We start from the raw sequence: 17,449 nt of genomic DNA, 5'->3' as shown, positions 1-17,449 counted from the left end.
GAGGCGAGCTATGTCTAAAAAAATGGACAAAATCGAGAAAGTTGTTATCGCGAACCGGGGTGAAATCGCCCTGCGTATTTTGCGTGCCTGTAAAGAGTTGGGCATTAAAACGGTAGCGGTTCACTCCAGCGCCGATCGCGATTTAAAACATGTACTGCTGGCAGATGAGACCGTTTGTATCGGCCCTGCTCAGTCAGTCAAAAGTTATCTGAATATCCCTGCGTTAATTGCCGCTGCCGAAATTACCGGTGCCGATGCAATTCACCCGGGATATGGTTTTCTGTCTGAAAACGCAGACTTTGCTGAACAGGTAGAACGTTCAGGTTTTATCTTTATCGGCCCTAAAGCCGATACCATTCGTATGATGGGTGATAAAGTTTCCGCTATCCACGCCATGAAGAAAGCCGGGGTTCCTTGTGTTCCTGGTTCTGATGGCCCACTGGATGATGATATGGTGAGAAACCGTGAGCTGGCTAAACGCATCGGTTATCCGGTTATCATCAAAGCTTCCGGTGGCGGTGGCGGTCGCGGCATGCGCGTAGTACGCAACGACAAAGATCTGGAAGAGTCCATTATCATGACCCGTGCGGAAGCCAAAGCAGCTTTCAATAACGACATGGTATACATGGAAAAATTCCTGGAAAACCCACGCCATATCGAAATTCAGATTATGGCGGATGGTCAGGGCAATGCGGTATATCTGGCAGAACGTGACTGTTCGATGCAACGTCGCCACCAGAAAGTGGTTGAAGAAGCACCAGCACCGGGTATCACTGAAGAGTTGCGTCGCAGCATCGGTGAACGTTGTACCAAAGCCTGTGTGGAAATCGGCTACCGTGGTGCAGGTACCTTTGAATTCCTGTACGAAAACGGCGAGTTCTATTTTATCGAAATGAACACCCGTATTCAGGTAGAACACCCGGTTACCGAAATGATTACCGGCGTTGACCTGATTAAAGAACAGCTACGTGTGGCAGACGGTCAAAAACTGTCTGTCAAACAGCAAGATGTTCAGGTACATGGTCATGCCATTGAGTGCCGTATCAACGCAGAAGATCCGGGTAACTTCCTGCCTTCTCCGGGCAAGATTACCCGTTTCCATGCTCCGGGCGGTTTTGGTATTCGCTGGGAATCTCATATCTATGCCGGCTATAGCGTACCACCATACTATGACTCCATGATTGGTAAACTGATTGCTTACGGTGAAACCCGTGAAGTCGCTATTTCCCGCATGAAGAATGCGCTGGCTGAACTGATCATTGATGGCATCAAAACCAACGTTAGCCTGCAACTGCGGATTATGAATGACAAAGGGTTTGAGAAAGGCGGAACCAACATTCACTATCTGGAAAAAATGCTGGGTATTCAGGAGAAATAATCCTCCCGAAACGACCGATCCGGAAAGGCCGATAATTATCGGCCTTTTTTCTACCTGAAGCATATCGCCCATCCCTGTCACTGGCCTGAACGGTGGGTTTGCCTCGCAACACAAAAAAGTCCTAGGCAAACGTGTTCGTTTCCGTACAATTCTACCCTTTGGCCTATAACCTCTGACTGTTTAACGTGATGGAGTACATATTGGATCCTCGTTTTCTTCAGGCTCATAAAGAAGCGCGCTGGGCGGTATGGCTAACCATAGCCTATCTGATAGCCTGGACGCTGGCGGCCTATCTGCCAGATTCACAACAGGGAATAACCGGGTTACCTCACTGGTTTGAGATGGCCTGTTTACTGGTTCCGCTGGTTTTTATTCTCTTATGCTGGTTTATGGTGCGCTTTGTCTTCCGGGATATTCCGCTGGAGGATAATAACGATGCATCTTGATATCGTACTGCCGCTGGCGGCCTATCTGATACTGGTTTTTGGGCTGTCGATATACGCCTATACCAAGCGGCAGAAAGGAAATTTCTTAAATGACTATTTCCTTGGCGATCGCTCCATGGGTGGCTTTATTCTGGCGATGACCCTGACAGCCACCTATATCAGCGCCAGCTCATTTATCGGTGGTCCCGGCGCTGCCTATAAGTACGGATTGGGCTGGGTACTGTTAGCCATGATTCAACTGCCAGCGGTCTGGCTGTCACTCGGCGTATTGGGTAAAAAGTTTGCCATTTTAGCCCGACGTTACAATGCCGTAACCCTGAATGATGTTCTGTATGCCCGCTACCAAAGCAAAACGCTGGTCTGGTTCGCCAGTATCAGTTTGCTGCTGGCCTTTATTGGTGCAATGACGGTGCAATTTATCGGTGGTGCCCGTCTGCTGGAAACCGCCGCAGGCGTACCTTACGACATAGGCTTGCTGATATTTGGCGTCACCATTGCGCTGTATACTGCTTTTGGTGGCTTTCGCGCCAGCGTACTAAACGATGCCCTGCAAGGGATGGTGATGTTGATTGGCGCCATTTTGCTGCTGGTTGCCGTTATCTATGCCGCCGGGGGATTGGGCCATGCCGTAGATAAACTACAGCAAATCGACCCTAAACTGCTCTCACCAACCGGTGCCGATGACTTTTTGTCCCTGCCGTTTATGGCTTCCTTCTGGATACTGGTGTGTTTTGGTGTCATTGGCCTGCCGCACACGGCAGTGCGCTGTATCGCCTATAAAGACAGCAAAGCCGTGCATCGCGGTATTATTATTGGCACCATCATTGTAGCTATCCTGATGTTCAGCATGCATCTGGCCGGTGCTTTGGGGCGGGCAATTATGCCTGACCTGACAATTCCTGACCTGGTGATCCCAACCCTGATGATTAAGGTTCTGCCGCCAATGGCCGCCGGTATCTTTCTGGCAGCGCCGCTGGCGGCGATTATGTCCACCATTAATGCCCAGTTGCTTCAGTCATCGGCTACGTTAATCAAAGATCTCTACCTCAGTCTGAAACCCGAACAGGCCCGCAATGAGCGTCGTCTGGCTCGTATATCCAGCTGTGTAACCTTTATTCTCGGGCTGCTGTTGATTCTGGCGGCCTGGCGTCCACCAGAAATGATTATCTGGTGGAACCTGTTAGCCTTTGGTGGGTTAGAAGCCGTGTTTCTGTGGCCGTTAGTATTAGGATTATATTGGGAGCGGGCTAATGCTCAGGGAGCGCTATGCTCAATGATATGTGGAGCAGTGTGCTACGCGGTGCTGGCTACCCTGAAAATACAGATTTTTAACCTTCACCCTATTGTTCCTGCTTTAAGCGTAGGCATTATTACCTTCCTGATAGGTAATAAACTGGGTGAACGTGCCGTCAATGCACCGGTAATACCGGCAAAATAAACATTACACAACCGGGATAATCCGTTTATCCCTTAAAGAGAATTGCTATGCCCTGGATACAGTTAAAATTAAATACCACCGGTGATAAAGCGGAAGAGATTGGTGATGCACTGATTGAGAGCGGTGCAGTATCTGTCACTTTTCAGGATACCCATGATGTACCGGTGTTTGAACCCCTACCGGGAGAGACGCGTCTGTGGGGGGATACCGATGTTATCGGCCTGTACGATGCTGAAACGGATATGAAGCAGGTGGTTGCCGTGCTGGAATATAACCCACTGCTGGGCAGCCATTTTGTACATAAAATCGAGCAACTGGAAGATAAAGACTGGGAGCGGGAATGGATGGATAACTTCCACCCAATGCGCTTTGGTGAACGGCTGTGGATTTGCCCAAGCTGGCGTGAAGTTCCTGATGTAAATGCCGTTAACGTTATGCTCGATCCGGGTTTAGCCTTTGGTACCGGCACTCACCCCACCACGGCACTTTGCCTGCAATGGCTGGATGGACTGGACCTGACCGGAAAAACGGTTATCGATTTCGGCTGTGGTTCCGGTATTTTAGCCATCGCCGCCCTTAAGTTAGGGGCAGCAAAAGCTATTGGCATTGATATCGATCCACAGGCTATTCTGGCCAGCCGCGATAATGCGCAACGTAATGGCGTCTCAGAGCGTTTGTCACTCTATCTGTCCAAAGACCAGCCTCAGGACCTGCAGGCCGATGTGGTGGTTGCTAACATCCTTGCTGGCCCATTAAGAGAACTGGCCCCCATTATCAGTCAGCTACCGGTCGTTGGCGGGCATTTGGGTCTGTCAGGCGTGTTAGCCACTCAGGCTGAAGGAGTGGCTCAGGCCTATCAGGAGATGTTCCTGCTCGATCCGGTCGCAGAAAAAGAAGAGTGGTGCCGCATCACCGGCGTAAAAGCAAAAACCAACTAATTTGGTTAAAAAGTTAGCATAAGCAAGGGGTTGTCTGGTAATACAGACAGCCCCTTCTGCTTTTACGCTTGCTCAAACACTAACTCACAGTTGCCCGCCAGTGCACGCCAATAACCAGCGAAAGCGTTTTTCCGTTAACCTATAGTGCGGAATTTTTGTAAATGCCCCTCAAAAAGCCAATTACAATAACTCTTTGTTAAATATGATGAATAAAGCCTGAATCACTTCAGCAGTTTTATTTCTTTGATTTTAGTCGTCGATTGTTCAAAGTTTGTCCTTTCATCTGATTCAAAAAATGCGTAATATACGCGCCCTTGCAGACATATTATGGTCTTCGTTGTCGATGCGCATTGGTAACCTTCAGCTAACAAATCGTTTAATTGCCGCTCCAATGGCGGGAATAACAGATCGTCCTTTCAGAACGATGTGTTATGCGATGGGAGCTGGAATGACCGTTTCGGAGATGCTCTCTTCCAACCCGGAAGTCTGGCGTACCGATAAGTCGAGATTGCGTATGGTACACCTTGATGAGCTCGGTATTCGGGCTGTCCAAATCGCCGGATGCGATCCGGAAGATATGGCAGCAGCGGCGCGCATTAATGTGGAAAATGGAGCACAGCTTATTGATATCAATATGGGCTGTCCGGCCAAAAAAGTTAACCGCAAGCTGGCAGGATCTGCACTGTTGCAGTATCCGGAGTTAGTTGGGAAGATTCTTAATGCTGTCGTGAACGCCGTTGACGTTCCGGTCACATTAAAGATCCGTACCGGCTGGGATCCGGAAAACCGTAACTGTGTTGAAATTGCCCAACTGGCAGAACGCAGTGGTATTCAGGCCATTACTATACATGGACGTACTCGTCGTTGTTTATTCAACGGTGAGGCTGAATATGACAGCATTCGATCGGTTAAACAGAACGTAGATATTCCGGTTATCGCTAACGGGGATATCACCGACCCGCATAAAGCCAGAACCGTTTTGGACTATACCGGAGCCGATGCTCTGATGATAGGACGAGCGGCTCAGGGAAGACCTTGGATCTTCCGGGAAATCCAGCATTATCTGGACACTGGGGAGCTGTTACCACCAATGCCACTCGGCGAAGTGGAACGCTTGTTAACCTCGCATGTGAGAGAATTGCACGACTTTTACGGTCAGGGCAAAGGACTCCGCATCGCACGTAAGCACGTCTCCTGGTATTTACAGGAACATGCCCCAAATGACCAGTTTCGGCGCACCTTCAATGCAATCGAGAATGCCAATGAGCAACTGGATGCACTGGGGGCATATTTTGAAATTTTGCCTAAACAGATAGAAGAGCTAACAGAACTATGTTCGAACAACGCGTAAATTCTGACGTACTAACAGTCGCTACCGTAAATTCACAAGACCAGGTCACTCAAAAACCTCTGCGTGATTCGGTTAAACAGGCATTAAAGAACTACTTTGCTCAGCTTAACGGTCAAGACGTTAACGATCTTTATGAACTGGTACTGGCCGAAGTTGAACAACCTCTGTTGGATATGGTTATGCAGTACACTCGCGGTAACCAGACCCGTGCTGCAACCATGATGGGTATCAACCGTGGTACTCTGCGCAAGAAACTGAAAAAATACGGTATGAACTGATACCAGTCAGTTAACTGATTTCAGAAGGCGCTTATGCTGTTTGGGTAAGTGCCTTTTTTATTATTTATTAAGCATACCATGCTATTAATACCGCATTAGAATACCGACAAGCCATATTATGACTCAGAGGTAGCAAACGCATTATCAATCCTGAACCTAAATACAAAGCAGTTGAGTAATTTATCAGTTTTATACTCTTACAACTGCTTTGGTAACTATTATCTATTTCACACGCCAGCAATATTGTTCATTCATAATTCAGTACTGACATTAAAATCAACTGAATCCATATCAATAGAACAATAAATTAGCATACATATAATCACTCAAAAATAATAAGTTAGAAAGTATCGGATCACCACTATCTTTTGAATGCCATAATAAAATTCAAATACTTCATTTTTGTTAATTGTAGAAGTCATATCGAAAAATCAACCCATAAATCAAAATGATATATTCCTTTATTAACAATCAATTAATGAATTAAATTTATATCTATATCTGAATTTTTACACGTTAGAACTTATAATACGCAGTATTAATTACTATAATAATTGTTATCATTATAAATAATTATTATTATTTATAATTATCCTGTATCTTATATACCTGTTATATAATAACCACACAAAAACTGGATTATTTCAATGGACTTAATTTATATAATGAAATTGTTTTTCAATAGTAAAATTTCACTACAATATTAATAAACCAAAGACATAAATTTATTAATATGAATTCTTTATAACTCTTTAGATAATGATCTAAACAATAATTAGCTTAACCTAAAAATCAAAAGATCTGTTAGTGAGCCTAATTAAAAACATCAAAAAACCTTAAAATAAGATCAGAGCTCAGCCTTTAATCCAACTAATAATAAAAATTATTTCGAAAAAATGACACGCATCGAACATAAGAAACAGTGTCATAAGTTAAACACACAGTGATTCTTTAGAAAAGATAATTGTTCTATCGTGAAAATTTCTGGAGAATAATAGTTTAAGAATACGCTTATAATGAATATAGCATTCTTTATATAATAAATTCTAAAAGGTGCCTCATCATGCAACAAAGTAGCCTTTCACGCATAATAAGAAGCGACATTAACCTGTTGGTCACACTTTATTTTTTACTTAAAACTAAACAAGTTAGCAAGGCTGCACGGCAGATGCATCTTGGTCAACCAGCAATAAGTCACCAGTTAGCTCGCTTGCGAGAATTATTTGACGACCAATTGCTTGTGCGTAGTGCAAACGGAATGAAACTCACCCCATTTGCAGAACGACTGTACCCTGAATTAGAGATTGTTTTGGCAAACCTGGAAGTGTTACTTGATAAACGCAGGGAAGTTAAACCATGCTCACCACAAAAAGAGGTTTACCGGGTATGTGTGCCTGAAGATATCTATATTAATGATGTGTCGGTACTTTTTTATAATTTTGTAAAACGTGAATGTATAGAACAAGCAGTGACTTTTGAGGTCTTTACACGTTATAACCAATGCATAACCGATCTGAAAAATGGAAATATTGATTTTTTCTTTGGGCAATGTAACGCATTGTCAGATGATATTTGCCAAAGTGAGCTGATTGAGATGGAGTATTTTCTGGCGGTAAGACAAGGTCATCCACTGGCAGAAAAAGTTGTGGATTTCAATGAGATAGCTCAATTTCCGTGGATAGAAGTATTATTTCGTGAGCAAATACAAGTTTTAGCGGAAAAGCTCTGGGGTGAAGCCATCTTAAACATGAAATCTGTGTTGAAAACATCTTCAACCAGCGCTGCTGTGACACTTTTGCGCCAATCGGATGCGGTATGTTTGTTTACAGAAGACCTGGTAAATAAAGAGAATTTGTCAAAAATCAAAGTAAAAGGAGAAAAACTTACAATGATGAGTTATATGTACTGGCACAAGGCAATGAATAATGACAGTTTTCATAAATACATACGGGAGCATATTATTCATAGATATATATCCGAACATGTCCTGCCAAAATAATATATAACTGATTATTAGGTAGCATCATATGCTGAATGTTTTATATATTTTTTGAAAAAATAATAAAAATCATAATAAGATATTTAATCTTAATTATTAAACCCAAATTAATACAGGTGAAGCTTATTCATTGATGAGCATCTTCATCAAAATTAACATATCAATTTAGAACATTAAACAATTACTAACCAATATATAAATAACCAAATTAATCAATAAGATAACAAGAGTCAAATCTACAATATTAATCACATAGGGATATGTGGTTAATTGTTAAAAAGGCATTACATCATGAATATTAATAAATTAATTCATACACTATCTAATGTATTTTCAATTTTCTATGATAATAAATATAAAAGAATAATTCTATTACTGATTTTCAGTTCTTTCTTCATGCTTCAATACACAGTATTTGCAGAAGAATATAATCATCATTCTCCTCTTCATGCGACTAAAAACACTAATAAAAACAAAACACTTGCCTCAACTACAACAGATCAAAATGGAATAAGGATCATGCCTCCGACTATTTATGCTCAGTCATTTTCAGAAATATCTGATGAGGATTTTGATCTGTTGTACGCCGCAATAAAACAACACTATCAATTATTTGAATCAACAGTGTCTGAGGTCATTATCGATGGTTACAGAATCATTGAGTTAAGGATAGCAATACCCGTAGATGGTTCGAAAATTATACATGCTATGATTTTTACTAAATTAAATGGAAAATTAGCTACAGTATCCTTTACAACAGCAGAGGATACGGCAGATCAGGACTTTTCTGATAAAAGAGCATCGCTAAAGAAGATGTTTAATTAGAATTATTTATTGTTCAAACATCCCAAAAATCATTTAAACCAAACAATATCAGACTTTTTATTAGTATAATACCCGCCTGTTATGCTTAACTGGCGGGTATTAGTGTAACAAATGGAGTTAATTTTTAACGAACAAGATGTAAGAAATGAAGATGCTTTTCATACTGATCTAAAATATCGTGAATGATCTGCTCTTGATTCCATCCCATAAGATCATAATCCTGCCCTCCTTCTTTCAAATATACATCCGCCCGGAAATATCGATGTTGTTCAGTCTGAAGCTCATCATTTTCCAATCCTGACATAGCGAAAGTTGGGGGGTTATATCCACGCAATCGAACTTCATAAATAAAATTGAGTTCATTTCCGAGATCGACTTCGAAACTAATTCTGTCGTCCTTAGTCATATCAATAACGCTTCGAGTATTTTGTTTTACCAGTTCAGTTTCAACTAATGCCATAGAAGGTTGAACAACTTCATCAATAAATCGTTTTACTTGTGAGCGTTTTGGATGATAAGCAATATTACGTAACCGGCGTTGCCATGATATCGGATTTCTGGCTGCGGTAGGTGCTATAGTGGCCATTGTTTGGCTATCGCGTTTAGTAATATCAACTCGCAATGCTTTTAAAAGCCCGTATATTGAAATCAATAATATTATTGAAAATGGAAAAGCACTGGCTATCGTCACCGTCTGTAATGCGCTTAATCCACCGGCAAGAAGAAGGGTAATCGCCACTACGCCCATTAACCCTGCCCAAAAGATTCGTTGCCAGACCGGGGTTTTATCTGAGCTTCCTGATGCCAGAATATCGACAACCATCGCGCCGGAATCAGCTGAAGTAACAAAAAAGACCACGACCATTACTATGGCAATAAATGATAAAATCGTAGACAGAGGAAAATGTTCAAGGAAATTAAAAAGGGCCAGTGCCGTATCTTGCTGCACTATTGCAGCCAGATCATTAGCGTTTTGATACATAATCATGTTTATCGCACTATTTCCGAAGACCGTCATCCATATAAGCGTAAAGCCCGTAGGAACAAATAATACCCCTGTGACAAACTCTCTTATAGTACGTCCACGTGAAACTCTGGCAATAAACATTCCAACAAACGGTGACCAGGATAACCACCATCCCCAATAAAGTAATGTCCATCCCCCTAACCAATTACTGGATTTAGGTTCATAAGCATACAAATTGAAAGTTTTACTAACGATTTCAGATAAGTATCCTCCGGTATTTTCAACAAAAGATTTCAACAATAAGACCGTAGGACCTAATATTGCAACCAGCACCAAAAGAAGCACGGCCAACCCAAGATTAAGTTCCGAAAGTATCCGAATGCCCTTATTTAAACCTGAAACAACAGAGATCGTTGCAAGCGCTGTAATGGCAATAATTAAAATAACCTGCACAGTTTCATTGATGGGTAAACCAAAAAGATGATTCAAACCGGCATTTACTTGTAGAACACCATATCCAAGTGAAGTAGCAACACCAAGAACAGTACCAATTACAGCGAAAATATCTACAGCATGCCCTAAAGGCCCATAAATTCGGTCGCCTATAATAGGAAATAGGGCAGATCTTAGGGTAAGAGGTAAACCATGACGATAGCTAAAATAGGCCAGAATTAATGCAACAATGGCATAAATAGCCCACGCATGAAGCCCCCAGTGAAAGAAAGTGAGGCGCATGGCCTCTTTAGCAGCCTGAACTGTCTCAGGCGTTCCAACAGGTGGTGACAGATAGTGCATTACCGGTTCGGCAACACCGAAAAACATCAGTCCAATTCCCATACCAGCCGAGAAAAGCATCGCAAACCAGGAATGATAGCTAAAGTCTGGTTGGGCATGATCCGGACCCAGTTTGATACTGCCATAACGTGAAAGTCCGAGAAAGGTTACGCTTAATAAGATCAAAGCTACCGCCAGAATATAAAACCAGCTGGCATTAGTAAAAATCTGTTGTTGTAACGCCTTAAATTGTTGGTTCGCCACGTCGGGAAAAACGACGGAAAAAGTAACCAGACAAAATATCAGAGCCGCTGATATATAAAAAACGGGAGGGTTAATATGACTTGGCTTGGCTTTGTTTTGACTCATAATTTTCCTACTTAACTATTGGTCCTGAACGCTAAAGGATATTTAACCCATGGATAGAATGGTGCTCTTTTACTCGTTACGTATGCCTGACGTTTCTTAATCTCTTGTCATTTGGTTCGGATTTGCTGTTAACCCAATGAAATAACTCAATGATAGTGCACATTGTATGAAAAATTCGGAAACAGCGCGGTAATGCGCTAAATCCTTTTGTTCCTGACATATGGGTTTAATAAACGCCTATGAATTGAAAAAATTAACAGCATCACCGGTAGATTAAAGCGTTTGTTTTAATGAATCCAAAACATACATATCAATATTTCTATTGGATTTTCATCAATTGGTATTTTCTAACTCTTTAATATGGGCCTTCACTCTCGATAAACGGACCTGCATTTCAAAGCTGATCTGTTCTGGGGTATGATTTTGCTCCCACAAACGTTCTATCTGAACAGCAATATTTTGTTCTTTTCCTTTATATATATAAGTGGTCTGAAAAGTTTTACGGCAATTCACGCAATAATAACGCTGAAGCCCAGCCTTACCTACGCCATGCTTTTTAGTGCAATCGTTACCACCACAATAGTGGCAAATAGGTGCTATTTTCTTTAAGCAATTATTCATATTCAGCTCCAAACTTACTTATAAGAAGATTCCTTTTAATTCATTGATATAAATTAATTAAACGTCGCTATTATCAATCGTTACAACATCAAAAGCCGCTGGCTCAATAAACCGGCATATTCAACCAACCCAGCAGCATTGCGGACTCCGCCATAATGTTGATATTGGCGGTATAACCATCGAACTCATTGTTGATAGCCGATATCTGATTGTTAAAATGTTCATTTTCTGCCGTCAGTACATCCAGTAATGACCGCTTACCCAGGTAATACCATTGTTCATAGAACATGGTTCTTACCCGATCCGTCTCTGACGATAAATCCCGATACTCTTTCGCCCTTTCAAAAGCTGAGTCTCGTACCTGGATCATGCTGCGGATTTTGTATTTCAGCTCCAATACGGTGGTTTCAAACTGCATTTGTGTGGCCTGTGCACGCTGTACAGCCGCCTGCTGAGAAGCCGACGCAGAACCACCAGTAAACAAATCCCACTCCACATTTATTCCCGTGTACCAGGACTGCTCATCACCATAGATATCTTTGGCCGTGCTTTTTGACACCACCCAGTTAATGTTGGGATAAGAAGAAGATTTGATAGCATCAGCCTTATGCAGACTGGCCTGCACTTCTGCTTTAGCACGTTGAATTTGTGGATGGTTATCCAATGAAGCCAGAATGCTACCTGAACTAATATTGGACTCATCCCAAACCAAACTTTCTGGTAAATGCACTTCACGCCCCAGCAAACGAGTCATTTTGATTTGGGTATCCCGCCAGTTACTTTCCAGTTGCTGCACGTTAGTCTGAGCCTGTAAGAGCTTAGAGCGCGCCTGTACCAGTTCACTACCACGGCCTTTGTCTGTCTGGGTGATTTGTGACAGCATATTCACCAGATCGGACATCCGCTTTTCATAAGTTTTCGCTACTTTGATGTCTTTCTGGTACTTATCCAGTGTCAGTAGTCCTTCAATGACTTGATACGCGATTTGATTGCGGGTCAGCTTCACCATCTGTAAAGTTGATTTGGATAACTCCTCCGCACTTTGAATACCACTGCCGGTTTTACCAAAATCATAAACAGTCGTAGTCACTGACACCGAACCGCTAGTATCGTTAATACCCGAAGAGTTACTGTTGTAAGTACCGCTACCAAAGTTGGATACCGGCGAGTTAGTACCCACTTTTACCTGCGGCCAGCGAGTACCTTTGATTTCATCTACATCATATTTTGCCGCCGTGAATGAAGCCTGAGCGTTACGAATTTCCGGACTGAAATTCAGTGCCTGGCGTACCGTACTTTTTACAAACTCAATGGATGGAATCCCTTCGCTGGCAACCGGAGGCTTATTGGCATAGCCCTGCGCTTTAGACGAAATGACTATATTTTGTCTGCTGCCCGGTGTCGTCGACGAGATATCACTGGCATCCCAGTTGAGGATATCCTGCTGAACCTTTTCATCTGCTTTAGTCAAAGTGCTATCAGTTTTACTTACAGAGGCAGGCCGGGTATCCGTCGGTAAGGTTACCTGCTTACCTTCATCTGGTTTTATCGGCGTTGATACCGTCATCGGTTCGGTATCCGATAAAATGGCAGTAAAGATCAGTTGTTCTGCATCAGGCTTCTGAGGAGCTGCTACCATTTTATTTTCAGGCACTGCTGCCAATGGCTTAATTTCCGGCACAGACTCAACAATAGCAATGGGTTCCTGTACTACCGGTTTCGGATTCTGTGCACTTATGATTCGTTGAGGCTCTCCGCCAGTATCTGGAGCGCCGACAGCCATTGCATGAGAAACAGAATCGAGCTCTTCAATATCCATAAGCTCAGGTCCCTGTGAATCAGGAACAGATTTCACAACGGGTAGTATCGACTGACGTGCAGGTTTTGGTTGAACAGAGCGGTCTTGTACCCACCCCTGATTGTTTGTTACTGGCTTTTCTACTACCGGCCAATCGTTACCATCACGACCTACGGTTGCTACCGGTGCCGGTGGCGGCACAATAATCGCAGGGGTAACATCACGGGCCGGTGACGCAGAACGCGGGAGCGGAGTAATAATCACTGCTTCAGCTTCAGCCTGCACCAAATCCTGATTATCACCAGAGGCTGGTACAACCGTTTTAGATTTTTCAGCCGATGGTGGCTGATTAACTACGCCCGCGCGTCGACCCGGCTGTAGCGCCTGTAACAGCTTTTCATCCACCTGGGCTGACATGGCGGCAGTAATCGTCACGGATAAAGATAATGTCAGCAGGGCAAGTTGTTTGATCTTCATAATATAAACCTTACCGTTCCCGGAACGCTTCTCTGGCCTTTAAGACCGGTTTCAGGATGTAATCCAGTATGGTTTTCTCTCCCGTTCTGATTTCAACCGTAGCTATCATTCCCGGCATAATCGGGAATACCTTACCTTTAACAGTCAGTGCCGCTTTGTTAGTACGTACTAACACCCGGTAATACGTGTTATCACCACGACCCTGACGCATTTTGTCTTCATCTTTCAGCGTGTCAGCACTGATATGTTCCAGCGTGCCGTCCAGACCACCGTAAATCGCATAGTCATAAGCTGTAATTTTTACCGTCGCGGGTAAACCCGGATGTAAGAAAGCCACATCTGAGGGCTTAATCTTTGCCTCTACCAATAATTGATCTTCCAGTGGGATAATCGCCATAATTTCGCCCCCCTGCTGAATAACGCCGCCGACGGTGGTCACTTTGATGTTATTCACCGTGCCCCTTACCGGCGCCACAATGGTAGTACGGTTCATCACGTCTTCTCGTGCCGCTACGTTCTCTAAGCTCTGGGCCAGCTCACTCTCAAATTTGTTTAATTCGGCGTTAGCTTCAGAACGGAATCGGTTCTGACGTTCGGAGATTTGCAGGCGAAACTCGTTAGCCTGACGGCGCATTCTCAACAGCTCGACTTCTGACATCAGGCCCTTTTTCATTAATGGTTCGGACAGATTAATTTCGTCTTCTGCCAGCTTCAGGCTGATTCTCAAGGTTTTCACACTCTCATCCAGCGTTTGCTTACGAGAGTTATAAGCCTGAGTTTCATCTTTCAATACCGACGGTACAGCCATCACATCTGGCGGAAATTCCAGCGGCGTATCATAAGCTTCGGCACGCAGGCGGGCTATAGTGGCTCTCAGGCCTATCACTTTAGAAACACCCTCGCGGTAAATCGCGCCAACCCGCGTAGGGTCAATTTTCAGCAACACCTGACCTTTTTCTACAATGTCACCTTCACGCACGTTGAGTTCTTCCAGAATCCCACCTTCCAGACTCTGGATAATCTGCTCACGGCTGGCAGGAATAATCCGGCCTTCTCCCAGAGTGATTTCCTCCACCCGTGCAAACTTCGCCCAGACAATGGCAATAATCAGGATCGCGCCAATCAGATACAGCATGATCAAACTGAACGGCGTTTTCTGCTCAATCAGCGCTTCCTGCAGGTCACGCATAAAAGGCAGATCGCTGTTTTTTACTTTTCCTGTTGGTGTCGGCAGCCCGCCACCTATTTTTTGTATCTTGTCTGTCATTGAGCTTGTATTCCCCGGCGCTCACGGCGCTATCTATTGCTACCTGCTATACACGTCCCTGCAGGCCCGTTTCACTCTACGCGTCCGATTCAAAGATGAGTGTTATTGCGCTTTACCATTGGCTTTTAGTGCAGCGATAACCTCATCTTTTGGCCCATCAGCAACCACCTTACCTTCATCCAGCACAATCAACCGATCCACCAGCTCCAGCAGAGAGAAACGGTGAGTCACCAGTACCACCGTCTGGTCAGTAATGGAGGTTTTTAACTTGTTGATAAACAGCAATTCCGTCATGGCATCCATTGAACTGGTCGGTTCATCCATCAGCAGAATTTTTGGCTTCAGCAACAGGCAACGCGCCAGTGACACCAGTTGCTTCTGGCCGCCAGAAATCCCCTGTCCCATTTCACCAATAGGCATTTCAAAACCCAGTGGATGACGCATAGCCACTTTATCCAGACCGGTCATATGGGCTACCTGTAACAATTCCTCGGTGGAAACTGACGGCTTACCGATACTGACGTTTTCTCTCAGAGTGCCAAAGAACAGACGACTGTCCTGCCCCACATAGCCCACCGACGTGCGCCAGTCAGCCGGGTCTACCTGAGTGGCATCCACGTTATCAATCATTAACTGGCCTGCACCCGGCTGAAACAGTCGCGCCATCACTTTCAGTAAAGTGGATTTACCGCTACCAATACTGCCAAGAATTGCGACACGCTCCCCTCGGCTAATAGATATATTGATTTTCTGCAACACGACTGGCGATGCCATCATGCCGCCACTTGGATAACTGAAATTGATGTTTTTTAAACGCAGATTGCCGGTAAAATTGGGTGCCGACAGGTAGTGAATTTTTTCGTCACGTTCTGTAGGCATTTTCATCAATTGATTTAACGAACTTAATGCGGCTTTTGCCTGTTGAAAGCGCAAAGTCAGACCAACCACCGATGCCAGTGGCGACAAGGTTCTACCCGATAAGATCACGGCACCGATCATAGAACCCATAGTCAATTCACCAGCATGGATCAGATATACCCCCCAGATAACGATGGCTACTGTAGTCAGTTGTTGCATAAAGCTGACGAAGGTGGTGGTGGTACTGGATAATGCTTTAGATTTCATCGAGGTTGCTGCGGCTAATGCGCTGAAATCTTCCCAGCGTTTTTGCATTACCCCTTCACCCTGAGCCGCTTTCAGCGATTCCAGACCATCGATAGTTTCAATCAGCAGCCCCTGCTTAAGGGAGATTTCCCGCAGGTTTTCTTTCATGTTTTTCGCCAGTGGCCACTGCACGCACAGGCTGACAATCAGGATAATCGGTACCGCACACAGTGGTACCAGCACCAGCGGTCCCGCCACCAGATAGATAATAAACAGGAACAGGGCACAAAACGGCAGATCCGATAACGTAGACAGCGTTGCTGAGGTAACAAAATCACGTACTGATTCAAATTCGCGCAGCTGGTTGGCAAAGGCGCCGGAGGATTGTGGTTTGCTCTCCATACGAATGCCCAGAACCTGACGAAACAACATAGTGCCTAACAGGAGGTCAGCCTTTTTACCAGCAATATCAAACAAGTGAGCTCTCACTAACCGTGAGACAAACTCGAAGATGATGGCAATAAACACGCCGATACCCAGAGACCACAGAGTGACATAAGCCTGGGTAGGAACCACCCGGTCATATACGTTCATGGTAAAGAAGGTGGAGGCCAGAGTCAGTATGTTAGCCAATAACGCAGCTAACGCCGCACTTGAAAAGTAATGGCGATAGCGCCACAGGGTAGAGAACAACCAGTGGCCTTCTTTATTTGGCTCTGGCAGGCAGTCATTACTACGCTCATCCAGCTTTGGTTTAGGGTTACATAATAGGGCATAACCGGAGTACATCTCTCCCAACGCACGAGTCGACAGCGTTACTTCACCACTGTTCTCCGGCAGGATTACGCGATAAGCCGTAGCTGCGCCTTTACCGCTGCTACGTTCAATAACGATGCAGTGACTACCGTCTTTACGGGTAAGAACTACCGGAAACAGATAGGAGAATAACTGATCCAAGTCCCGTTCCACCCATGCGGCCCCCATACCAATTTGATCCAACATACGCAGGGCTAGTTGGGAAGTCAGTTTCTGCTCTTTTGGCAAACCGGCATACAGCACGGCAACGCTGGCTGGTTTGTTGTAGTAAGCGGCCAGCCACTGAACGGACCAAAGCAAGCTATCATGTTCGGCGCCTGTTACGGGGGCGAAATCCTGGCTCATAATTATAGTTATTCCTGTTGTTGTTACTTTCTCTGTTGATATGGGTAGAGGACTTGTTGAAAATCCACTGCCCATATCATTACGTTACTTCTCTAAATTAACTTTTGTAGGTATTCCGGCCGTAAAAGCGATATTGCTCATATCTCTTTGATACCCGGCCGGAAGACCGTCTGTACTTTTCCCCGGAGAGCGCCGGGCCTGGATTCCCCAGAGCAGTTATGAAACACCTTGCGGTGTTTCACCCTGCGTGCCAGCACT

General features: G+C 44.2%; 13 protein-coding genes. 8 read left to right on the top strand and 5 right to left on the bottom strand.

The window, feature by feature from the left end; translation table 11 throughout:
- Positions 1 to 22 precede the first annotated feature (22 nt).
- From accC to LPW36_RS02360, 8 genes are all read left to right on the top strand, one after another.
- Positions 23 to 1,378: an acetyl-CoA carboxylase biotin carboxylase subunit gene (gene accC / locus LPW36_RS02395; RefSeq protein ID WP_230608022.1), complete on the top strand. Its 1,356-nt coding sequence runs from the start codon at positions 23 to 25 to the stop codon at positions 1,376 to 1,378.
- A gap of 200 nt (positions 1,379 to 1,578) precedes the next feature.
- A complete protein-coding gene (locus LPW36_RS02390) occupies positions 1,579 to 1,824 on the top strand; it encodes a YhdT family protein (RefSeq protein ID WP_230607902.1) in 246 nt (81 codons plus the stop codon).
- A complete protein-coding gene (gene panF, locus LPW36_RS02385) occupies positions 1,814 to 3,262 on the top strand; it encodes a sodium/pantothenate symporter (RefSeq protein WP_230607901.1) in 1,449 nt (482 codons plus the stop codon). Before LPW36_RS02390 ends, panF begins: the two co-directional genes overlap by 11 nt.
- Before the next feature lie 47 nt (positions 3,263 to 3,309).
- Positions 3,310 to 4,200 carry a 50S ribosomal protein L11 methyltransferase gene (gene prmA / locus LPW36_RS02380; protein ID WP_230607900.1) on the top strand — a complete coding sequence of 297 codons (891 nt, stop codon included), beginning with the start codon at positions 3,310 to 3,312 and terminating at the stop codon, positions 4,198 to 4,200.
- 343 nt (positions 4,201 to 4,543) lie between these two features.
- Positions 4,544 to 5,551, top strand: coding sequence for a tRNA dihydrouridine synthase DusB (dusB, locus tag LPW36_RS02375; protein ID WP_230608021.1), 1,008 nt, complete (start codon positions 4,544 to 4,546; stop codon positions 5,549 to 5,551).
- Complete coding sequence (fis, locus tag LPW36_RS02370) at positions 5,533 to 5,829, top strand: DNA-binding transcriptional regulator Fis (protein ID WP_029096993.1); 297 nt, start codon at positions 5,533 to 5,535, stop codon at positions 5,827 to 5,829. The genes dusB and fis overlap by 19 nt, the downstream gene beginning before the upstream one ends.
- Before the next feature lie 1,063 nt (positions 5,830 to 6,892).
- Positions 6,893 to 7,828, top strand: coding sequence for a LysR family transcriptional regulator (locus LPW36_RS02365; RefSeq protein ID WP_230607899.1), 936 nt, complete (start codon positions 6,893 to 6,895; stop codon positions 7,826 to 7,828).
- Positions 7,829 to 8,119: 291 nt separating this feature from the next.
- The gene (locus LPW36_RS02360) at positions 8,120 to 8,653 is read left to right on the top strand and encodes a hypothetical protein (protein ID WP_230607898.1); all 534 of its coding nucleotides are present in this window, start codon (positions 8,120 to 8,122) and stop codon (positions 8,651 to 8,653) included.
- A gap of 124 nt (positions 8,654 to 8,777) precedes the next feature.
- Here the strand turns inward: LPW36_RS02360 and LPW36_RS02355 are convergent, their stop codons facing one another.
- The 5 genes from LPW36_RS02355 to LPW36_RS02335 form a co-directional block, all read right to left on the bottom strand.
- Positions 8,778 to 10,763 (bottom strand): BCCT family transporter, encoded by a 1,986-nt coding sequence (locus LPW36_RS02355; protein WP_230607897.1) that lies wholly within the window; start codon positions 10,761 to 10,763, stop codon positions 8,778 to 8,780.
- A 333-nt stretch (positions 10,764 to 11,096) separates the two neighbouring features.
- The gene (locus tag LPW36_RS02350; RefSeq protein WP_230607896.1) at positions 11,097 to 11,384 is read right to left on the bottom strand and encodes a transposase-like zinc-binding domain-containing protein; all 288 of its coding nucleotides are present in this window, start codon (positions 11,382 to 11,384) and stop codon (positions 11,097 to 11,099) included.
- Between the two features lie 103 nt (positions 11,385 to 11,487).
- Positions 11,488 to 13,659: a TolC family protein gene (locus tag LPW36_RS02345; protein ID WP_230607895.1), complete on the bottom strand. Its 2,172-nt coding sequence runs from the start codon at positions 13,657 to 13,659 to the stop codon at positions 11,488 to 11,490.
- Between the two features lie 10 nt (positions 13,660 to 13,669).
- Positions 13,670 to 14,926, bottom strand: coding sequence for an HlyD family type I secretion periplasmic adaptor subunit (locus LPW36_RS02340; protein WP_230607894.1), 1,257 nt, complete (start codon positions 14,924 to 14,926; stop codon positions 13,670 to 13,672).
- A gap of 102 nt (positions 14,927 to 15,028) precedes the next feature.
- Positions 15,029 to 17,191 (bottom strand): type I secretion system permease/ATPase, encoded by a 2,163-nt coding sequence (locus tag LPW36_RS02335; protein WP_230607893.1) that lies wholly within the window; start codon positions 17,189 to 17,191, stop codon positions 15,029 to 15,031.
- Between the last annotated feature and the right edge of the window lie 258 nt (positions 17,192 to 17,449).

Origin of the sequence: Limnobaculum eriocheiris, assembly GCF_021010575.1 — a bacterium.
Taxonomy (GTDB): domain Bacteria; phylum Pseudomonadota; class Gammaproteobacteria; order Enterobacterales; family Enterobacteriaceae; genus Limnobaculum; species Limnobaculum eriocheiris.
This window is presented reverse-complemented; position numbering and strand designations above follow the sequence as displayed.

Bases quoted from the DNA above. Each gene is read 5' to 3' on its own strand.
- accC (WP_230608022.1), top strand. From the start codon at position 23: ATGGACAAAATCGAGAAAGTTGTTATCGCGAACCGGGGTGAAATCGCC.
- panF (WP_230607901.1), top strand. From the start codon at position 1,814: ATGCATCTTGATATCGTACTGCCGCTGGCGGCCTATCTGATACTGGTT.
- prmA (WP_230607900.1), top strand. From the start codon at position 3,310: ATGCCCTGGATACAGTTAAAATTAAATACCACCGGTGATAAAGCGGAA.
- dusB (WP_230608021.1), top strand. From the start codon at position 4,544: ATGCGCATTGGTAACCTTCAGCTAACAAATCGTTTAATTGCCGCTCCA.
- fis (WP_029096993.1), top strand. From the start codon at position 5,533: ATGTTCGAACAACGCGTAAATTCTGACGTACTAACAGTCGCTACCGTA.
- LPW36_RS02365 (WP_230607899.1), top strand. From the start codon at position 6,893: ATGCAACAAAGTAGCCTTTCACGCATAATAAGAAGCGACATTAACCTG.
- LPW36_RS02360 (WP_230607898.1), top strand. From the start codon at position 8,120: ATGAATATTAATAAATTAATTCATACACTATCTAATGTATTTTCAATT.
- LPW36_RS02355 (WP_230607897.1), bottom strand. From the start codon at position 10,763: ATGAGTCAAAACAAAGCCAAGCCAAGTCATATTAACCCTCCCGTTTTT.
- LPW36_RS02350 (WP_230607896.1), bottom strand. From the start codon at position 11,384: ATGAATAATTGCTTAAAGAAAATAGCACCTATTTGCCACTATTGTGGT.
- LPW36_RS02345 (WP_230607895.1), bottom strand. From the start codon at position 13,659: ATGAAGATCAAACAACTTGCCCTGCTGACATTATCTTTATCCGTGACG.
- LPW36_RS02340 (WP_230607894.1), bottom strand. From the start codon at position 14,926: ATGACAGACAAGATACAAAAAATAGGTGGCGGGCTGCCGACACCAACA.
- LPW36_RS02335 (WP_230607893.1), bottom strand. From the start codon at position 17,191: ATGAGCCAGGATTTCGCCCCCGTAACAGGCGCCGAACATGATAGCTTG.